This is a genomic window from Burkholderia sp. S-53 (assembly GCF_025560745.1).
GTDB lineage: Bacteria > Pseudomonadota > Gammaproteobacteria > Burkholderiales > Burkholderiaceae > Burkholderia > Burkholderia pyrrocinia.
Genome location: NZ_CP090482.1, coordinates 1,082,590 through 1,100,427 on the forward strand (window position 1 = coordinate 1,082,590; position 17,838 = coordinate 1,100,427).

Sequence of the window (17,838 nt, forward strand, 5' to 3'; positions counted from 1 at the left end):
CGCGTCAAACGATACGAAGGCGCTTCGACCACTCGGTCACGCCGAGCTCGATCAGCCGTGCGCAGCGTTCGAATACGAACCTCGGCTGGCGGTACGGATCGTGCACATCGAAATCCGTGTACTCGCCGACGCGAAACACGCGTCCCCGCACGAACGGGAACTGGTTCTCGAGCGATGTGCGCTGCCGCCTGTCCATCACGAGGATCAGGTCGGCGTCGGTACACAGCGACCGGCCGATCTGCTGCGCGCGATGCGTCGACACGTCGAATCCGCGCAGGCGCATGACGTCCTGCGCATACGGCGCGGCCGGCATGCCGACGAGTGCGTTCAGGCCGGCGGACGCAACACGGCGCCCGGGCATCGCCTGGCGCAGCATCGCTTCGGCCATCGGGCTGCGGCAGATGTTTCCCTCGCAGACGATCAGAATGGATTCGATCATTTGGTCGCAATGGCCGCGGTCAGGCCGGCATTGATGGCCGGCAGCAACAGGCTCAGCACGCGGCTGAACCGGACGAGGCCGTTGCCGTCGACGTACACGATGTCCTTCGGCTTCAGCTGGAACTGGTTGGCCAGCACCATCGCGACCGGCGACCTGGCATCGAGGTGGTAAACCTGCGGCTGCTCGTCCTGCGTGCCGCGCACCACGTAGAGTTGCGCGGCATCGGCCGTGTTTGCGTTCAGGCTGCCGGCCTGCGAAATCGCTTCGCTCAGCGTCAAGCGGCCATTGCGCATCGGCAATGCCGTCACGGGCTTGTTGACCTCGCCCATCACGAACACGCCGCTCTCGTCGCGCGGCAGCACGCGCACCAGGTCGCCGTTCCGCAGCACGATCTTCGACGGATTGCGGCCTTGCTCGGCCAACTCCGTCAGGTCGATCCGGCGCTCGACGCCGTCGCGCACGAGGACGATCCGGCTCTGGTCGGCCGTCGCCGAAAAGCCGCCCGCCCGCCCGATCGCGTCGTACAGCGTCATCGGGATGTCGTTCAGCGGCTGCGAACCCGGCGTGTGCACTTCGCCTTCGATATAAACCTGTTTTGCGCGAAACGACGCGATGCGCACCGTGACCTGCGGATTCCTGAACGTCTTGTCGAGACGGCGCGTGAGCTGCGTCTGCACCTGCTCGGCCGTCAGCCCCGCAACCGGCAGCCGGCCCGCATACGGAAACTGCAGCGTGCCGTCCTGGTCGACGACGAAACCCGGCGGCGCGTCCGCCGCCCGCGGCGCGGCCTGGGCGGGCGCGCCGAGCGCCGCCGCCAGTTCGGGGTGGTCCCATACCGTGATCTGCAGCACGTCGCCGCGGCCGATGGTGTATGCGTCCGGCGACGCGACGATATCGCGGGCTTCGCCGTGCGTACTGCGCTCCGTCTCGCGCATCCGCCGAATCAGCGACAGGTCGATGTTCGTGACCGGAACCGGCAGCGCGACATTCTCGTCAGGCGTGGTCCCGCTCTGCAGCGGAATCGACGCGGGTTGCTGCATGCGCATGCCTGGCGCAATGCCGCATGCGCCCAGCAATGCGCACAGCGGCAGAATCATCGCCAGCGGACCGACACGCGACGGCCGACGCGGCGCGGACAAGCGCGCCGACTCGATTTGATGCAACCTCTGCATTACAACCTCGCATTTGTTCTAATTTGAAATTGCTCCGATCGCCTCGCGCCGTGCCGGCGCAAGTACAGCACCCCTGTCAAGATCGGACATGCTTCCTGCCACTACAAACCACAATGCCTGCTGTCGCGACGGCCCGCCGCGCGCATTCCACGGCGTGCCCGCGGCGACGGCTAGTACGCGCCCGAACCGCGCAACACCACGTTGATCGTCCGGAACAGAATGCCGATGTCGCGGCGCAGCGACCATTCGCGAACGTAGGAAACGTCGAGCGATACGCGCGTCGAATAGTCGGTGTCGTTTCTGCCGCTGACCTGCCAGAGGCCGGTCATGCCGGGCTTCGCCATCAGGTAGTAGCGCACGTCGGCGCCGTAGCGTTCGAGCTCGGCCTCGACGATCGGTCGCGGCCCGACCAGGCTCATGTCGCCCTTCAGCACGTTCACCAGCTGCGGCAGCTCGTCGAGGCTCGTCTTGCGGAGAAAGCGGCCGATGCGCGTGATGCGGACATCGTTCTTCAGCTTGAATTCACGATCCCATTCCGCGCGGGCGTCCGGGTCGCGTTCCAGCAGTGCCTTGAGCACCGCATCGGCATTCGTCACCATCGAGCGGAACTTGAGGCACTTGAACGGCCGACCGTTGCGGCCGACGCGCTCGTGCCCGAAGATCGCCCGGCCGCCGTCGCGCCGCACGGCCCATGCGATGCCCAGCAGCGCCGGCGCCAGCACGACGAGCAGCAACGACGCACCGGCCAGGTCGAAGCTGCGCTTGATCATCCGCTTGATTCGTCCGACCGTGCGGTGGCCGAACTCGCGCTGGCCGCGCAGGTCGGCGTGCGCGATCGCGGCCGCTCGAACCTGGCCGCCCGCACGCTCGATCATCCCGAAGATCGCGAGCGTCAGCGCGCGGAAGGCGATCAGGCCGATCCCGCTCGCGAGCGTCCAGTACACGAACCATTCGCTCGACAGCACGTGTGCGCGATGCAGGATGTAAAGGAGCGCGGTGCTCATGCCCTGCACGACGATCCACGCGAGCACGGTCCGGCCGAGCACGTGCAGCGCCGATCGCGTCCGCGCGACCTCGTAGATGCCGCAGGCGGGAAATACCGACAACGCCAGCGCGGCGGCAAAGGCGACCAGCGCACCGTCGAACAGGGATCCCCGCACACCGCCGGTCGCGCCGATCAACGCCGGAATGAACGCGCCCAGCACGATCAGTCCGATATCGGTCGCTCGATTGATCAACGAATTCATTGATATGAACTCCTAATTCATCATTCAACATCCGTTCGCGCGGCGCACCGGCGCTTCACGCCTGCAGTTCATGTCGCCCGGGTTGCACGTTCGGTCATGCCGCGGCGCGCGGCCCGGCGGGCTTGCCGATCAGCGTGACTTGCCGCCTGCTCGCCGCGACGTCGTTGCTTCAGTGTTTCCGCAGTGCATCATATTCGTCGCGACTCGCGCTTTTATCGCTTGCGTCCGAATTCGCCTTGTTGATGGCGGAAGAAATCAAGGCTGATTCCGCGGCGGAATTATTCGATCGAATTCACGATTGCCCCGGTGAAATTCCATTCCAAATGACGTGCGATTTCGATGAACGAATCCCGAATTCCGATCGCGATGGCGACACGCCATTTCCCGCCAATTCGTGATTCATCCTGCCGGTCGAATCCGGCGCACCGGGCAGCGATCGTATTGCCTGATCACCGCCCGGAACATGCGAGCGAGCATCGGCCGAATGCCGTCGGCACGAGTGCTGGCTCGAGGAATAAAAAGGCCTGCACGGTGCGCTCACGGCGACACGGCAGGCAAAATTCCGAGGAGTGCCGGGGTGCCGCCTCCTCGAAAGGCCAATCGATAATTTAATCCAGTGGAAACGTGTTTTGGACAACTGGTGTCGGACCGCGCCACGAATGTGGCCGATTCCACCTTCGTCGCATCGCGATCGATAGATATCCGTATTTCTAGTTCAGGAATGACCATCGTGTCATTCGAACGAAATACCATTTATCCGGATATTGATTGGTTTCGGCGCAATGAATTTCCGCGAATCGGCTTCGCGTGGCGAACGGCGATCGCGCGCCTAGGATGTCGCGCCGTTCATCCAGCCGCTCAGGTCCGACGCATACTGCATTTCCGCCGAAGCGTCGCCGCCTTTTCGAGCGACGGCCCGGTATTCGGTCGGCGAAGTCTGCAAGTGCTGGCGAAACAGCTTGGCCATCCGGTCGCCACTGCCAAGGCCGGTTCGTCTCGCAACCTTGTCGGCCGGAAGATCCGTCTCGATCAGCATGCGGCAGGCCTTTTCGAGGCGGATTCTCAACACGAACTCGGTCGGCGTGACACCGATCTCGTTCTTGAAGCGCCGCAGGAAATTGCGCTCGCTCATCGCGGCGGCCTGCGCCTCGTCCGCGATGGAGATTCGATTCTCGCTGTTGACGCGCAGGTGATGTGCCGCCCTGCGGATCAACGTGCTGGCCTGCGCGACACGTGCGCCGAACAGCACGTCGGTCAGCTTGCGATTCGCACCGGACACCATGCAAGTCACGATTTCCTGCGCGATTTCGTAGCCCATGTCGACGCGCACGATCGACAACGCATCCGAGAACGGCCCGTCGTCCTCGTCACCGGCATGTTCGGCGTCATCGCGTCCGGCGTGCGACGCACCGCCGCCGTCCACCGCCGGCGACGCGTTGTCGACCTCCTTTTGCGCCAGATGAATCTGCGTCAGCAACTTCCGGCCACCACTGCTGCCCCTGACGACACGCGCGCGCTGATGCGCGTGTCTGAGCCACGCGATCAGCTGCTCGTCGAGTTCGTCGATCCCGCCTTGACCGCTCAGGACGAACATCGCGTGAACCGTGCTTGCCTCGAGCGTGCGCGTTGCGTCCGTCCAGATCCCGACACCGGACGACGAACGAACCGGGCCGCCATGAATCGAATAAAGCCTTAATTCGTAGTGGTCGGCGAATGCGCCGTCGGCTCGACCGAGTTGATTGGCAAGTTCGAAAACCGCAGCCAGCTTGCCCATCTGCATAATCGAAAAACCTTCGAGCAACAGTACGATTACGCTTGCTCGGTGATACCCGTTTCCGGGGCTTCGACCACGATTCACGCTTAACCCCGTCGATGAATGATTCGACACTGTTTGCATCTTACGGCCCTTTGACAATTTCTTACATTTCTTGATTTCTGCGCCGCATCATATGCGGCGGCCCTCGTCCGCCGATTTATCAATGTCTGTTTTCGCCGTGTTGTTGTCGGAATCAATCAAGCCGATGATGTGGCACTTTTTATTGACAAACGTCGGATCCGATGCGAATTCATTCGCAGGATCCGATGAAAAATTGACGTAAATCATTGACGGGGGATATCAAACGGGATATGTGGCGTTCTTCCAGTTCCGGACGCTTGCGAGGGAATTGGTGTCGTCCAATGCGCTGCAAATACCGGCCGGCGCCGCAGGAGCGGATAAGGGACGGTGTCACGGCGACAGGCACCGGCACCGTGGAGCCCATTTCGACCGTCGGTCGTCAGATACCGCCCGCGTTCGATTGAAGCCGGCGCCCACTGACAGAGCGGCGATACTTGCGTGCCGCCAGGTGCAAATCCGGGCAGCTATTCCGATTATTCGTACATTCCGGCGACATGCTTGAGTCGATGCCGGGCGCACCGCGCCTTAAACGCAATGCGGACGGCAATCGATGGAAATTTCGCGAGTTCTGTCCGACGATCGCTGAACACGAATCGACGGCGCCGCGCGCGAATCAGATACACGTCGATTTCGCGCGAACGGTCGCCGCGGAAATATTCATCGGAGTTATTGTAAATTCGCGCAACCACCCTGTATCGACAATCGAATATCCGTTTATTTCCCGAATATTTCGGCACATTTCCGGGTAAACGTTCTCGTTGAATTCGAATTTATCCATGAACGAATGCGCGGATGGGTGCACCAATTTCTAGCCAACGACGTATTCGACACAGTGATATCGCGTTCGACAGGTAACGCGGCGCGAACCTGCTTCCAGGTTCGTTGCGACAGTAACGGCAGATCGCGCGACGGACGGTAACGATTTGTAACAAGCCGATGTGAGAATATCGACTTTCCGTGTGCCTTTCCGGCACATGATTCGTGGAGTCCCGAAACATGCCGCTTTCCAACGCCCAACTCGCTCGAACCATCGATCACACGCTGCTCGCGCCCGACGCGACCGACGCACAGATCCGCGAACTCTGCCGCCAGGCGGCCGGCCATCGCTTTTTCTCGGTCTGCGTGAATTCGGCGAACGTGCCGCTCGCGGCACGCGAGCTGGCCGGCACCGGCGTGCTCGTCTGCGCGGTGGTCGGCTTTCCGCTCGGCGCGGGGCTGTCGGCCGCGAAGGCATTCGAGGCGTCGGCCGCGATCGCGGCGGGCGCCGGCGAGATCGACATGGTGGTCAACCTCGGCGCGCTGAAGAGCGGCCGCGCCGACGACGTGAAGGCCGACATCGCGGCCGTGCAGCATGCATGCGGCGCGGTGCCGCTCAAGGTGATCCTCGAGACGGGGCTGCTGACCGACGACGAGAAGGTCCGCGTGTGCGAGATGTGCCGCGATCTCGGCGTCGCGTTCGTGAAGACGTCGACGGGCTTCGGCCACGGCGGCGCGACGCTCGCGGATGTCGCGCTGATGCGCCGCACCGTCGGCCCGGATCTCGGCGTGAAGGCATCGGGCGGCGTGCGCGACCGCGCGACCGCGCTCGCGATGCTCGAAGCCGGCGCGACGCGGCTCGGCACGAGTTCGGGGGTGGCGATCGTTACCGATCAGGGCGGCAGCGATTCGACGTACTGACGCGCGCAGGCCGGCTTTTGCAAGCGAGCGCTGCAAGCGCAGGCCGGTTGCGCGAACAAGCGTTCGAACAACGATGCACCGCCGACGAAACAGGCACCGTGGCTCGGCCGTCGTAACACGTGCCCGGCCCCGGCGCGTCGCTCATGCGGCGATATCCGCCTTGAACGCGTCCGGCGCGTGCCTGCGCAGGATCTCGAGGCATTTCTTCCGGTCGTCGATGCGCATTTCGACAAAAGGCAGCCTGACCTTGCGCATCCTGGTGTCGCCCGACCGCGTCGCGACGCGATAGCGCACGACCAGCGAGAACGTGCCGCGCGTCACTTCGACGACATCGCGATACGGCACGGAGATCCGTTGCACCTTGAAGCTGTCGTCGTAAAACACGGCGCGCGTCATGACGAACATGTAACCGAGGCCGCCCAGCGCCCCGATGAACGGCATGATGAACGACGTGAAGCTGAAAAACGGATCCGCGTTGACGGCCCAGATGAAGCCCCCGCCGATCGCGACCAGCGCGAACACCAGGGTCGGCAACGCAAAACGGCTGCCGCGCACGATCAGCTCAGGCCCGGATTGCTGCGTCAGATCGTTCATGTTCGCCTCCCGGCGTGGGAAAGTATTTATCGTTGAATGCGCATTTCGATCCTCGGCCCTTCGATGTCGATGGTCGAAATACGAAGCACGGCGACGGAAATTCTAACCGCGATCGGTGCGGCCGCAACCGCGCACATCCGCTCCCGGTTCGGCGAATCGACGCCGCCCCGCGCTTCCACCCACGCGGCAACCCCGGCACAATGCCGCTCATGCGATACGACAACGCCTTCGTTTACCCGTCCGCCGGCGCCGCCGGCCGGATCGCCAACCGGATCGTCGCGAGCGGCCCGCTGCTGCGCGCACGCCGCGCGCTGCTGTCGCGGCTGCCGTTCCTGCAGCTCGCGAGCGACGTCGAAAACGTCGTGTATTGCACGTGGGTCGTCGATGTCGCGGCCGTCGCGCACCTGGTGCCGCGCGGCGTCACGCTCGCGAGCCGCGACGGCCGCACGCTGTTCACGACGCTCACCTACGCGCACCGGCACTTCGGCCCGCGGCTCGCCGGCCCGTTGCGACGCGTGTTTCCGTCGCCGCTGCAGAGCAACTGGCGCCTCTACGTCGATGCGCTGCCGGGAGGAGCGCCGGCCGACCGTACGGTGCTGTTCGTGAAGAACGTGTTCGACCACCCGCTCTATGCGCTCGGCAGCCGGCTCTTCAGCGACGCGCTGCCGTCGCATCTCGCACAACGCTTCACGCATGCGGAGCAAGACGGACGCTACGACACGCTGCTGGCGGGCGGAGGCGGCAGCGCGCCCGACTTCCGCTGCACGGCTGAAGCATCCGACGATCGAACGCTGCCCGACGCGTTCGCGCCGTTCTTCAAGGACTGGCGCGATGCCGTCGCGACGCTGTCGCTGCAGCATGCGGCGATCGCGCACGTCGCGGACTGCGACCGCCTTGCATACGCGTCGATCGACCTGCCGATCGACGTCGACGCGGTCCGGCCGCTGAAGACGGTCGGGCCCGCGGGCGGCGGCGACTTCCTCGCGCGCATCGGCGCCACCGGGGAACCGATGTGCTTCGTCGTGCCCGACGTCGCGTTCCGCGTGCTGTCCGAGCGGCTGCTGTAGCGCCGCGCTCAGCCGGTCCGCCGCGCGGGCTCGCAGTCATCCGCGTCGTCTTCGGCGGCGCGCCGCCCCGCGTAGTCGCGCGCGAATTGCACGGCGATACGGCCCGAGCGCGCGCCGCGTTCGAACGCGTCGCGCATGGCGAGCAAGTGCTGACCGTCGCGATGGACCACGGCTACGGCAGCCAGAGCGCGCTCCGCGATGTTCAAGCGGAATTTCAGCGTGTCGCCGTCGGCGGTCCATGCGTAGCGCGTGGTCGGCTCGACGGCGGTGCTACCGCGCCGCAATCCCCGCGATGAAAGACACGCACGCGGCCACCGACGCCACCGTGCGCACGTGATTCCACATCGTCCAGTCGTGCACGTAGCGCGTCCACAGCGCCGCGCCTTGCGCGGTCGCCGGATCGGCCGCGGCGAGCGCATCGTTGAGCGGCACGTTGACGGCCATCGTCACCGCGAACATGCCGAACACGTAGAGCACGCCGCCGACCAGCGCCGCCATCGCGCCCGGCTGGTCGCGATCGAACAGCACGATTACGACCAGCGCGAGTGCCATCAGCGTCGTGCCGAGGAACAGCGGCATGAACGGCGAACGCACGATGTCGACGTTGATCGCATTCGTCGCGGCCACGCCCGCCTGCGGCGCGATCCGTCCGAGCGACGTCATCACGAACGTCGAGAACGCGAAGTACACGCCGGCCATCAGCCCGCAGCCGATGGCCGAACCCCACAGCAATGCGGAAGTCACGAACGCGATCATGGTCATGCGCTCCACACGCCGGTTGCGGCCGTCGCACGCGCATAGTCGGCGAAATCGCGTGCGGGCCGCCCGAGCGTGTGCTCGATGCCATGTGCCACCGCGCTGTTGCGCCCGTCGAGCACCGTGCCGAACAGTTCGTCGAGCAACTCGACGACCGGCTCCGGCACGCCGATCTCGCGCAGCCCCGCGACGAACGCATCGGGCGGAATCTCGCGATACGCGATCGGCCGGCCGGCGGCCCGCGCGATTTCGCCGACGGCTTCGGCGAACGTCAGTGCGCGCGGGCCGGTGACCTCGATCACGCGGTTCGCGACGCGCGCATCGGTGAGCGCGGCCACGGCCACGTCCGCGATGTCGTCCACGTCGACGAACGGCTCGCGCACCGCACCGGCCGGCAGCGCGACCTCACCGGCCAGCACGCTGTCGAGCAGGAAGCCCTCGGAGAAGTTCTGGTCGAACCAGCTCGCGCGCACCACGCCCCAGCCCACCCCCGACGCCTGCAGCGCAGCCTCGGCCGCCTGCGCGCCGGGCTCGCCGCGCCCGGACAGCAGCACCACGCGCTCGACGCCGCCTTCACGCGCAAGCCGCGCGAAGGCGGCAATCGCTTCCACCGCGCCTTCGACGGCAATGTCGGGCTGGTAGGTCACGTACGCGGCCGACACGCCGTCGAGCGCAGCGGGCCAGGTTGCGGGCTCGGTCCAGTCGAAGCGGACGGCCGACGTGCGCGACACGGGCCGGGTAGCGATGCCGCGTGCGCGCAGCCGCGCATCGACGCGGGCGCCCGTCTTGCCCGAACCGCCGACGATGACGATGCGAAGTGCCGACATGAGCGTCTCCTTTGACTAAAATACGAGAGTGTCTCGCGTTTCAAAAACACGATAGACTCTCGCATTAGCAACGTCAAGTTTTTCTGGAGGCGGCATGGGCCGACAAAAATCGGGGCAGAACGACGAGCCCGAAGCGGCGGCAGCGGACGCGCCGGCGCGCGCGCGGCTCGTGCCGACGCAGCAGCGCAGCCGCGAGCGGTTCGAGCGCATCCTCGCGTGCGCGTCGGAAGTGATGATCGAGAAAGGCTGCGATGCGTTCCGGATGAGCGACATCGTCGAACGCACGGGCATCTCGTTCGGTTCGCTGTACCAGTACTTTCCGGACAAGGCGGCCGTGATCGGCACGCTCGCGGAGCGTTACAACGCAGTCGGGCACGATTGCGTGCGGCGCGATCTCGCCGCGATGAAAACGCTCGACGACTTGCACGACACGCTTGCCCGCATCACGGACAGCTACTACCGGATGTTCGTCGACGAGCCGCTGATGCGCGACATCTGGCGCGCGACGCAGGCCGACCGCGCGCTGCAGGCACTCGACCGGGCGGACGGCGAGTTCCTGGCCGGGCTGTTCGCGGATGCGTTGGGAGAAGTGGCGCCCGACACGACACGCGCGCAACGCAGCGCGTTCGCCGAGCTGATGATGATCCAGATCGCGGCGGCGGTGCGCCATGCGATCACGCTGCCGCCGAAAGCGGCGCGGCAGATTCTCGCAATGTTCAAGCGGATGTTGCCGAGGGATCTGGCGGTGCTGGACGCGTAACGGCACGCACGCTGCGTGCTGCCGTCCATCGTGCGAGGATCACGCGCTTGAGCGAGATCATGTCCATGCGCCGCCTCCAGATGCCGAACGCGGCAGCATCGACATGTCATGCGATCAGTTCAAATTGAACAGGACATACCCGAGCGAACCGATGCGATAGACGGTGACGGCGCGTGCAAGGATCGTCCAGATGCGCTTCTCGACGTTCGGCGCGCACAACGCACCCAAGCACAGAACGGCACGATGTAAATGACGAATGCCGCGAGACGCAGCGGCGCCGGATAAGCCGGCCCCATGATCAGCACCAGCAACGGGATGAACAGCAGATTGAGCGGCACGCCGATCAGCCACCAGACTTTCCACAAGCGTTCTTCCCCGCGCCACGCGTTCCTGAAGGGTTTTTTCATCGTCCTGGTCATTGAATCGTCATTCCGGACGCATCCTCGAGTGTCCGGCGTACGGCAATGCTCACCGGAGTGTCGCGATCAGATTCCCGGCAATCTCGGCAGCACGCTGCGTTTCTCCGTCATCCAGTCGTCGGGCAAGTCTCGCCTCGACGAGCGCCGCAGCAGCGCCATATTTCTCAAGACCGGGCAGCGCATCGAAGCTCGCTCGCGAACGCGCGATCCACGCTGCGCCAAGGGCCCTGTCTCGTGGCAGACCGTTGCCGGTCAGGAACCGCATGCCGACGGCGTACTGCATGAACGGATCGCCGAGCAACGCCGCGTTCAGGCTCGACAGGCCGTCCCACTGGCGGTTGGCGGCCGCCGACGCGTTGATCGGCGGATCGCTCCAGAGCGTCGCAGCCGGATCGGCCGGCACCAGCCATCGCGTCGCGCCGGCCGGCAGTTGCGCGCTTGCTCCCGGCTCGAGGCTGCGCAACGCAAGCGCGATCTCGGATACCGCCGAGCCACGCTCCGCCGCGCGGCGATGCCGGTCCATGCCGGCCGCTTCGTCCCGCGGCACGCCGTCGCCCGTTTCGTACATCACCGCAAGATCGCTTTCCGCCCACTGCGATCCGGCCGCGACCGCGCTTTCGAGCCACGTCGACGCCTGCTTCGGATCGCGCGCGACGCCACGGCCGCGCAGATACGCAAGCCCCACCATCCGTTTCGCTTCGGCGCTCGACGGCGCGGCACGCAGTGCCCACGCGAACGCCTCGTAGTCGTCGGTTCGTCCGCCCAGCCCGGTCGACAGATGCCAGGCAAGCGAGCCCTGCGCCGACACGTTTCCCTGCTCCGCCGCGCGACGAAACCAGTACGTCGCCGCCTCGAAGTCCGCCGGCACGCCATCGCCCAGGTCGTACGCATCGCCCAGTGTCGACTGATACGCCGGCTCGCCGCGATCCGCGAGTTTCCATTGCCAGTACGCCCGCTCGTCAGCCGCAACGAGGCCGCTGTCGGCCGATGCAAGGATGCGCATCGCGCCGACCGTGCTGCCTGCGGCCGTGCGGCACCAGCGCGCGGCCTCGGCCGGACGGCGCGGTGCACCATATCCATCCAGATACATCGTGCATAGCATCGCCTGCGATGCGGCATCGCCCAGCTTCGCCCCGCGCGAAAACCAGTCGAATGCGATCGCCGGCTGCCCGCGCCAGTACACCGAGCCCAGCGCCGAATACGCGGCGGGCACCTTGCGGCTCGCGAGGTCCTCCAGCCATTGAAGCCCCGTCCTGCCCGCGAACGACGTGTGGTGCTCGCTCAGGTAGAACCCGGCCGATACGCCGGCAGCCGGATCGCCGGCGTCGGCGGCCTGCTTCAGGTAGCGCAGCCCCGTCTGCTCGTCGCGCGGCACGCCGGCGGTACCCGTCAGGTACTGATAGCCGACCCAACGCGCCGCCTCGACATTGCCGCGGTCCGCGGCAAACCGGAACCATTGCATCGCCTGCGTCCGGTCGACGCTCGTGCCTTCTCCGCGCCATGCCATGTTGGCGGCCATCAGCGCGGCCGCTTCGTCACCGCGATCCGCACCGCGCTTCGCCAGCCGAAACGCCTTGCGCATGTCCACCGGTTCGCCGTCGCCGCGTGCCGCGTAACGAGCAAGATTGGCTGCCGCAGCGCCGTTGCCCTGTGCATCGGCTTTTTCGAACCACGGTTTGGCGGCGACGGGATCCGGCTGCGTCCCCAGGCCGTTGTGCAGCATTGCGCCGAGATCGTTCTGCGCGACGGCCAGCCCGTCGTCGGCCGCGCCCTGCATCCAGCCCAGCGCGGCCTCTTTGTCGACCGGACCGCCACGGCCGAACAGATAGAGGTTCGCCAGTGCGTAACGCGCCCGTGTATCGCCGGCGAGCGCCGCCTTGCGGTACCAGTCGCGCGCCTTCGCGTCATCGCGCGGCACGCCCGTCCCGCTTCCATACAGCTCGCCGAGCCTGCGCTGCGCATAGGGCGAGCCGTCACGCGCCGCGGCCGACATCAGGCTGAAGCCACGGCGCGCGTCGCGCGGCAGGCCGATGCCCGCGAGATAGAGATTGCCCAGCACCGCCTGTGCCTCGGTATGGTTCTGGTCCGCCGCGGCGCGCAGCCACTGCGTTCCCTGGCCGACGTCGCGCGGCACGCCGTCGCCCCGGATCAGCATCAGGCCGAGAGCGAACTGCCCATCCGCCTGGCCGCCCGCCGCGGCGCGCAACAGCCACGCCGCCGCGACCACCGGATCGCGTGCCACCCCGCGCCCGGCCAGCGCGAATTTCCCCGCGTTGGCCGCGCCCGCCGCCGACCCGCCCTCGGCAGCGCTTACGAAGTACCGGTAGGCGGCAGCATTGTCGACCGGTCGCCCGTCGCCGTCGGCGCTCATCCCGCCGAGCTGGTTTGCCGATGCCGTGTCGCCGTCGCGCGCCGCCGACGCGAACCACGCGTATGCCGACGCATAGTTCCGCGGCAGCGCGACGCCGTCGTAGTAGACGTAGCCGAGTGCGCGCTTGGCCACCGTCGAACCATCGCTCGCGGCCGATTCGAGGATCGTCATGCCGCGTTTCAGGTCCGGGCGAGCCGCGTAGCCATGCAGCACCATCTGCCCATAGAGCGCGCGGGCCGTCAGGTTGCCGGCCTCGGCTTCCTGCCGGCAGAGGCTGCGAATCTGCGCGGGTTTGTCCTTCAGCAGGAGGCTGTCGAACCGCGCGTTCAGCGCCAGTGCGCACGGCGTCGTGTCGTCGTGGACGGAAACGGACACGCCGCGTTGCATTGCCGGCATCGCGGCTGGCAGCGGCCCGGGCCGAGGCGCAGCGGCGCTGCCGGACCCGACGGCCAGCCCCGCCATCAACCCGGCGGCTCCGATCGACCATTTAAGCGAGTGTCCGACGCAGTCGATACGCCGCACCGCCGGAACGCGCGGCCGAGGTTTGCCCGCCCGCCTCATGGCTTCACGATCGTGACGTTCTTGATGACGACATCGGTTCTGCCATCCTCGTCGTCGATCGTCTTGCTCAATTCGATCCCGTAGTCGACCAGCCATGCGGAACGAACGCGAACCGTCTTGCCGTCCTTGTGGACCTCGCTGCAATCCAGATTGACGGCATCGCCCGTCAACGTACCGAAGACCGTCGACGCAGGTTCGGTCTTGCCGATTTCGCATCGTCGGACCCGTTGGCCATGGCTCGACGGTTGAGGCAATGCGATCTCGAAGCGCTTGCCTTCCGTCATCGGTTCGTTCGCCAGCGCGATCGCCGAAGTGTTCGTTTGCACGCCGAGCATCGATGCAGAGCGAGGCGCGCGCACGAACTGGGTCATCAGGTCCGCGAGCCCGTACCCCATGTCGAAATCCGCCCAGTGCAAATTCCCCGACGCATCTTTCGTGGTCATCAGCTCGACGACCACGCCGTTGTTGCGTCGATTGACATAGGTGTCGACATACGGCCTTGCGGCCTTCGGCGTCGTCTTGTTCACCCATTCGCCGTCCACGACCAGGCGCGAATACGGAAGCGGCCGGCTGCCGTCCAGCGGCAACTGGCTGCGAATCGCATCCGGCAGGCGTCGCTCGTCGAACACCTCGTCCTGATACGAGGCGGGATCGGCAAGCACCGTCTCGGTTGCCGGCTTGCCGTCGGCGATAAACTTGAAGAGCTCATAGGTCGCACGTCGCTGTTCCGGCTCCGGCAGTTTCTCGAGCACGCCGACTGCGAACTGGATCAACGCGCACGAATTCGGCTTGTCTTGCTTTTCAAGCCATGGCGGCACGTCAATCGCATCGATACGCGCATCGACTTCGAGCAGTTCCGCTACGGTGTAGTGCTCGGCGTCGCCGGTCGGCACGCCGTTGCGTGCGCCGACGAGGTCCAGCAATTCGAACATGCTCCGCAGCATCTTCGGCGAAGACGTCTTCGCCACCGACGCCAGGTCGCCGCCGGTCAGCTTCGACATCTCGCAACCGTTGCGCGATTCGCCCGCGATGTCCTTCATCAGCCGTAGAAACCGCAGCCGGTCGGCCGGTGGCAGCATCGTTTCCGCGCCCATGGCCGATTTGCCGCGCGGATTGCGCAGTCTCGCCAGATAGTCCGGATTCTGCACGACCCCGACGAACCAGGCGACCATGATCTGCCCGTTTTCGGAATCGGGATCCACGCCGGATTGCGCAACGAATGCACGCGCCCGTTCCGCGATCTGGGCCGGCGTCAGGTTGACCGCCGGATTCGCCGCCGGCGCGGTTGCGGCCGGCTCGGCAGGTGCGCTCTGCACACCCAATCCATATGCCGTTGCGGTCGCGATGGACAGCAACACCCCGAAAAGGCCAGTTTTTATTTTCATCTTGTCGTCATTCGATTGCGTTGATCAACCGACCGCGATTCTGCACCGTACGTTCGCCTGAAATCCGGCGCACGTGCGTCCGGATCCGTACTGATGCGCCGGTCGCGCGCAGCTTCGCGCTTCGCGACGGCATTGTCAATGGCGCTCGCGTTCAGCGACGAACCGACGCGGATCGGGTCGCGTTGCGATGCCGTCGTGTCGGGGCTGGCGCGCGAACGCCCAGGGGGAACCGGTCGGACAATCGACAGCGTTCGCGTTGCCACACCCGCTGTCATTTTCCTTTCAGCGAAGTACAGTGGCAGATCATCCCCGATTGGGCCGTTCCCCGATGTCGCGCATGGCGGGATCCTGCTCGACATGTACGGATGATGGTTGCACAGACGAAACCGCGAGACGGTCAATAATTGTCATGGCTCAAGCCGAGGCACCAGTCTCGAAGGCAAAACACATCTCCTACCCGCTCCAAATGGAAAACGCGGATAACGAACCGGCATCGGATCAACCACCATATCCGATGCGATTCGTCATCCGCGTTGAAGAACGGCCGGTCCTCGCTACGCGTCAAGCGTAGTCGTACACCCCGCGCCCCGTCTTGCGCCCGAGCCGCCCTGCCGACACCATCTCGCGCAGCAGCGGGCACGCACGATACTTGGGATCGCCGAAGTCCTTCACGAACACGTCCATCACCGTGAGGCACACGTCGAGGCCGACGAGGTCGGCCAGCGCGAGCGGCCCGATCGGGTGGTTCGCGCCGAGCTTCATCCCCGCGTCGATCTCCTCGGCCGACGCGATGCCTTCGGCCAGCACGAAGAACGCCTCGTTGATCATCGGCACGAGGATCCGGTTCACGACGAAGCCCGGCGAATTGCGCACGCCGATCGGCGACTTGTCGAAACGCTCGGTGAGCGCGCGCACGGCCGACGCGGTTGCATCGCTCGTCTGCAGCCCGCGGATGATCTCGACGAGCGGCATCAGCGGCACCGGGTTGAAGAAGTGCATGCCGACGAAGCGCGCCGGATCGGCGAGCGGCGCCGCGAGCGCGGTGATCGAGATCGACGACGTGTTGGTCGCGATGATCGCGTCCGGCCGCGCGACGGCCTCGATCTGCTTCAGGATGCGGCCCTTCAGCTCGACGTTCTCGGTCGCGGCTTCGATCACGATGTCGGCCGACGCAAGCTTCGCGTAGTCGGTCGACGTCGTGATGCGCGCCAGCGCCGCGTCACGTGTGGCCGCGTCGAGCTTGTCCTTCGACACGAGCCGCTCGAGGCTGCCCTTCAGCGTCGCGATGCCCTTGTCGAGCGCGGCATCGCTGACGTCGATCATCACGACGTTGAGTCCCGCAACGGCGGCGGTCTGCGCAATGCCGTTGCCCATGGTTCCGGCGCCCACGACGCCGACGATTTCGATGGCCATGAAGTTTCCTGTGTGTTCGGGTGCTGAGTGTCCGATTATCAGATGTTCTCGAAGATCGCAGCAATCCCCTGGCCGCCGCCGATACACATCGTCACGAGCGCGTAACGCCCGCCGATGCGCTTCAGCTCGTACAGCGCCTTGACCGTGATCAGCGCACCGGTCGCGCCGATCGGGTGGCCGAGCGAGATGCCCGACCCGTTCGGGTTGACCTTCGCGGGATCGAGGCCGAGTTCCTGCGTGACCGCGCAGGCCTGCGCGGCGAACGCCTCGTTCGCCTCGATCACGTCGAGATCGCTGATCTTCAGGCCCGCGCGTTCGAGCGCCTTCTGCGTGGCCGGTACCGGGCCGATACCCATGTACGCCGGATCGACGCCCGCGTGCGCATACGCGACGAGGCGTGCGAGCGGCTTCACACCCTGCGCACGCGCGGCGTCCGCGCTCATCATCAGCACGGCCGCGGCCGCATCGTTGATGCCCGATGCATTGCCGGCCGTCACGGTGCCGTTCTCCTTCGCGAACACCGGGCGCAGCTTCGTGAAATCGTCCGCGCTCGCGTCGTGACGCACGTGCTCGTCAGTGTCGAACGCAACCTCGCCCTTCTTCGTGCGGATCGAGATCGGCAGGATCTGATCCTTGAAGCGCCCTTCCGCGATCGCGCGCGCCGCGCGACGATGCGATTCGAGCGCGAGCGCATCCTGCGCGTCGCGCGAGATGTCGTACTTGCGTGCGACGTTCTCGGCCGTCACGCCCATGTGGATCGTCTGGAACGGGTCGTGCAGCGCGCCGAGCATCATGTCGACGAGCTTGCCGTCGCCCATGCGCTGGCCGAAACGCGCGGCCGGCACGGTGTACGGCGCGCGGCTCATGCTCTCCGAGCCGCCGCCGATCGCGACGTCGGCATCGCCGAGCATGATCGTCTGCGCGGCCGACACGATCGCCTGCAGGCCCGAGCCGCACAGGCGGTTCACGGTCAGCGCCGGCGCGTGCTGCGCAACGCCGCCGTCGATCGCCGCGACGCGCGCGAGATACATGTCCTTCGGTTCCGTGTTCACGACGTGACCGAACACGACATGCCCGACCGCATCGCCCGACACGTTCGCGCGCGACAGCACTTCGCGCACGACCTTCGCACCGAGGTCGGTCGGCGAGAAATCCTTCAGGCTGCCGCCGAAATCACCGATCGCGGTACGGACACCGCTCACCACCACGACTTCTTTCGCTGCATTGCTCATCGTCTGCTCCGGTTCGTTCGC

General features: G+C 65.8%; 18 protein-coding genes and 1 pseudogene. 7 read left to right on the plus strand and 12 right to left on the minus strand.

Annotation, left to right across the window (positions count from 1 at the left end; all coding sequences use genetic code 11):
• Nucleotides 1-4: 4 nt before the first annotated feature.
• The 3 genes from LXM88_RS04540 to LXM88_RS04550 form a co-directional block, all read right to left on the minus strand.
• The gene (locus LXM88_RS04540) at nt 5-439 is read right to left on the minus strand and encodes a low molecular weight protein-tyrosine-phosphatase (protein ID WP_262530824.1); all 435 of its coding nucleotides are present in this window, start codon (nt 437-439) and stop codon (nt 5-7) included.
• Nucleotides 436-1,611: a polysaccharide biosynthesis/export family protein gene (locus tag LXM88_RS04545; RefSeq protein ID WP_262530826.1), complete on the minus strand. Its 1,176-nt coding sequence runs from the start codon at nt 1,609-1,611 to the stop codon at nt 436-438. The genes LXM88_RS04540 and LXM88_RS04545 overlap by 4 nt, the downstream gene beginning before the upstream one ends.
• Before the next feature lie 170 nt (nt 1,612-1,781).
• Nucleotides 1,782-2,858, minus strand: a complete 1,077-nt coding sequence (locus tag LXM88_RS04550) for a sugar transferase (protein WP_262530828.1) — start codon at nt 2,856-2,858, stop codon at nt 1,782-1,784.
• A gap of 122 nt (nt 2,859-2,980) precedes the next feature.
• Here LXM88_RS04550 and LXM88_RS04555 point away from each other — a divergent pair, with 122 nt between their 5' ends.
• Nucleotides 2,981-3,256, plus strand: coding sequence for a hypothetical protein (locus tag LXM88_RS04555; RefSeq protein ID WP_262530830.1), 276 nt, complete (start codon nt 2,981-2,983; stop codon nt 3,254-3,256).
• Nucleotides 3,257-3,687: 431 nt separating this feature from the next.
• Here the strand turns inward: LXM88_RS04555 and LXM88_RS04560 are convergent, their stop codons facing one another.
• Nucleotides 3,688-4,755, minus strand: coding sequence for a GlxA family transcriptional regulator (locus LXM88_RS04560; RefSeq protein ID WP_262530832.1), 1,068 nt, complete (start codon nt 4,753-4,755; stop codon nt 3,688-3,690).
• A 996-nt stretch (nt 4,756-5,751) separates the two neighbouring features.
• Here LXM88_RS04560 and deoC point away from each other — a divergent pair.
• The gene (gene deoC, locus LXM88_RS04565) at nt 5,752-6,432 is read left to right on the plus strand and encodes a deoxyribose-phosphate aldolase (protein WP_262530833.1); all 681 of its coding nucleotides are present in this window, start codon (nt 5,752-5,754) and stop codon (nt 6,430-6,432) included.
• A 141-nt stretch (nt 6,433-6,573) separates the two neighbouring features.
• On the opposite strand, the gene LXM88_RS04570 is transcribed toward deoC, so the two are convergent.
• Complete coding sequence (locus LXM88_RS04570) at nt 6,574-7,026, minus strand: hypothetical protein (RefSeq protein WP_262530834.1); 453 nt, start codon at nt 7,024-7,026, stop codon at nt 6,574-6,576.
• A gap of 200 nt (nt 7,027-7,226) precedes the next feature.
• Here LXM88_RS04570 and LXM88_RS04575 point away from each other — a divergent pair, with 200 nt between their 5' ends.
• Entirely contained in the window at nt 7,227-8,093 is an 867-nt protein-coding gene (locus LXM88_RS04575) for a DUF2071 domain-containing protein (protein WP_412524083.1), read from the plus strand.
• Between the two features lie 122 nt (nt 8,094-8,215).
• Nucleotides 8,216-8,339, plus strand: a pseudogene (locus LXM88_RS37100) (AraC family transcriptional regulator); the annotation flags it as partial.
• A gap of 24 nt (nt 8,340-8,363) precedes the next feature.
• Here the strand turns inward: LXM88_RS37100 and LXM88_RS04585 are convergent.
• The gene (locus LXM88_RS04585; RefSeq protein WP_262530838.1) at nt 8,364-8,849 is read right to left on the minus strand and encodes an anthrone oxygenase family protein; all 486 of its coding nucleotides are present in this window, start codon (nt 8,847-8,849) and stop codon (nt 8,364-8,366) included.
• Between the two features lie 2 nt (nt 8,850-8,851).
• A complete protein-coding gene (locus LXM88_RS04590) occupies nt 8,852-9,676 on the minus strand; it encodes an NmrA family transcriptional regulator (RefSeq protein ID WP_262530840.1) in 825 nt (274 codons plus the stop codon).
• Nucleotides 9,677-9,770: 94 nt separating this feature from the next.
• Between LXM88_RS04590 and LXM88_RS04595 the strand changes: the two genes are divergently transcribed.
• Complete coding sequence (locus LXM88_RS04595; protein ID WP_262530842.1) at nt 9,771-10,436, plus strand: TetR family transcriptional regulator; 666 nt, start codon at nt 9,771-9,773, stop codon at nt 10,434-10,436.
• Nucleotides 10,437-10,555: 119 nt separating this feature from the next.
• On the opposite strand, the gene LXM88_RS04600 is transcribed toward LXM88_RS04595, so the two are convergent.
• The 3 genes from LXM88_RS04600 to LXM88_RS04610 form a co-directional block, all read right to left on the minus strand.
• Nucleotides 10,556-10,843, minus strand: coding sequence for a hypothetical protein (locus LXM88_RS04600; RefSeq protein WP_262530844.1), 288 nt, complete (start codon nt 10,841-10,843; stop codon nt 10,556-10,558).
• A 61-nt stretch (nt 10,844-10,904) separates the two neighbouring features.
• Nucleotides 10,905-13,601, minus strand: coding sequence for a tetratricopeptide repeat protein (locus LXM88_RS04605; protein WP_262530846.1), 2,697 nt, complete (start codon nt 13,599-13,601; stop codon nt 10,905-10,907).
• A gap of 182 nt (nt 13,602-13,783) precedes the next feature.
• Nucleotides 13,784-14,680, minus strand: a complete 897-nt coding sequence (locus tag LXM88_RS04610; RefSeq protein WP_262530848.1) for a hypothetical protein — start codon at nt 14,678-14,680, stop codon at nt 13,784-13,786.
• Nucleotides 14,681-14,717: 37 nt separating this feature from the next.
• Between LXM88_RS04610 and LXM88_RS04615 the strand changes: the two genes are divergently transcribed.
• A complete protein-coding gene (locus tag LXM88_RS04615) occupies nt 14,718-14,921 on the plus strand; it encodes a hypothetical protein (protein ID WP_262530850.1) in 204 nt (67 codons plus the stop codon).
• 36 nt (nt 14,922-14,957) lie between these two features.
• Entirely contained in the window at nt 14,958-15,233 is a 276-nt protein-coding gene (locus LXM88_RS04620) for a hypothetical protein (protein ID WP_262530851.1), read from the plus strand.
• A 500-nt stretch (nt 15,234-15,733) separates the two neighbouring features.
• On the opposite strand, the gene LXM88_RS04625 is transcribed toward LXM88_RS04620, so the two are convergent.
• Nucleotides 15,734-16,585: a 3-hydroxybutyryl-CoA dehydrogenase gene (locus LXM88_RS04625; protein ID WP_262530853.1), complete on the minus strand. Its 852-nt coding sequence runs from the start codon at nt 16,583-16,585 to the stop codon at nt 15,734-15,736.
• 38 nt (nt 16,586-16,623) lie between these two features.
• Nucleotides 16,624-17,817 carry a beta-ketothiolase BktB gene (gene bktB / locus LXM88_RS04630; protein WP_262530854.1) on the minus strand — a complete coding sequence of 398 codons (1,194 nt, stop codon included), beginning with the start codon at nt 17,815-17,817 and terminating at the stop codon, nt 16,624-16,626.
• Nucleotides 17,818-17,838: the final 21 nt, after the last annotated feature.

What these genes read in the sequence shown, in the direction of transcription:
- LXM88_RS04615 (WP_262530850.1), top strand. Translation starts at nt 14,718, where the DNA reads ATGCTCCGCAGCATCTTCGGCGAAGACGTCTTCGCCACCGACGCCAGG.
- LXM88_RS04550 (WP_262530828.1), bottom strand. Translation starts at nt 2,858, where the DNA reads ATGAATTCGTTGATCAATCGAGCGACCGATATCGGACTGATCGTGCTG.
- deoC (WP_262530833.1), top strand. Translation starts at nt 5,752, where the DNA reads ATGCCGCTTTCCAACGCCCAACTCGCTCGAACCATCGATCACACGCTG.
- LXM88_RS04585 (WP_262530838.1), bottom strand. Translation starts at nt 8,849, where the DNA reads ATGATCGCGTTCGTGACTTCCGCATTGCTGTGGGGTTCGGCCATCGGC.
- LXM88_RS04570 (WP_262530834.1), bottom strand. Translation starts at nt 7,026, where the DNA reads ATGAACGATCTGACGCAGCAATCCGGGCCTGAGCTGATCGTGCGCGGC.
- LXM88_RS04575 (WP_412524083.1), top strand. Translation starts at nt 7,227, where the DNA reads ATGCCGCTCATGCGATACGACAACGCCTTCGTTTACCCGTCCGCCGGC.
- LXM88_RS04600 (WP_262530844.1), bottom strand. Translation starts at nt 10,843, where the DNA reads ATGAAAAAACCCTTCAGGAACGCGTGGCGCGGGGAAGAACGCTTGTGG.
- LXM88_RS04595 (WP_262530842.1), top strand. Translation starts at nt 9,771, where the DNA reads ATGGGCCGACAAAAATCGGGGCAGAACGACGAGCCCGAAGCGGCGGCA.
- LXM88_RS04560 (WP_262530832.1), bottom strand. Translation starts at nt 4,755, where the DNA reads ATGCAAACAGTGTCGAATCATTCATCGACGGGGTTAAGCGTGAATCGT.
- LXM88_RS04540 (WP_262530824.1), bottom strand. Translation starts at nt 439, where the DNA reads ATGATCGAATCCATTCTGATCGTCTGCGAGGGAAACATCTGCCGCAGC.
- LXM88_RS04545 (WP_262530826.1), bottom strand. Translation starts at nt 1,611, where the DNA reads ATGCAGAGGTTGCATCAAATCGAGTCGGCGCGCTTGTCCGCGCCGCGT.
- LXM88_RS04620 (WP_262530851.1), top strand. Translation starts at nt 14,958, where the DNA reads ATGATCTGCCCGTTTTCGGAATCGGGATCCACGCCGGATTGCGCAACG.
- LXM88_RS04625 (WP_262530853.1), bottom strand. Translation starts at nt 16,585, where the DNA reads ATGGCCATCGAAATCGTCGGCGTCGTGGGCGCCGGAACCATGGGCAAC.
- LXM88_RS04590 (WP_262530840.1), bottom strand. Translation starts at nt 9,676, where the DNA reads ATGTCGGCACTTCGCATCGTCATCGTCGGCGGTTCGGGCAAGACGGGC.
- bktB (WP_262530854.1), bottom strand. Translation starts at nt 17,817, where the DNA reads ATGAGCAATGCAGCGAAAGAAGTCGTGGTGGTGAGCGGTGTCCGTACC.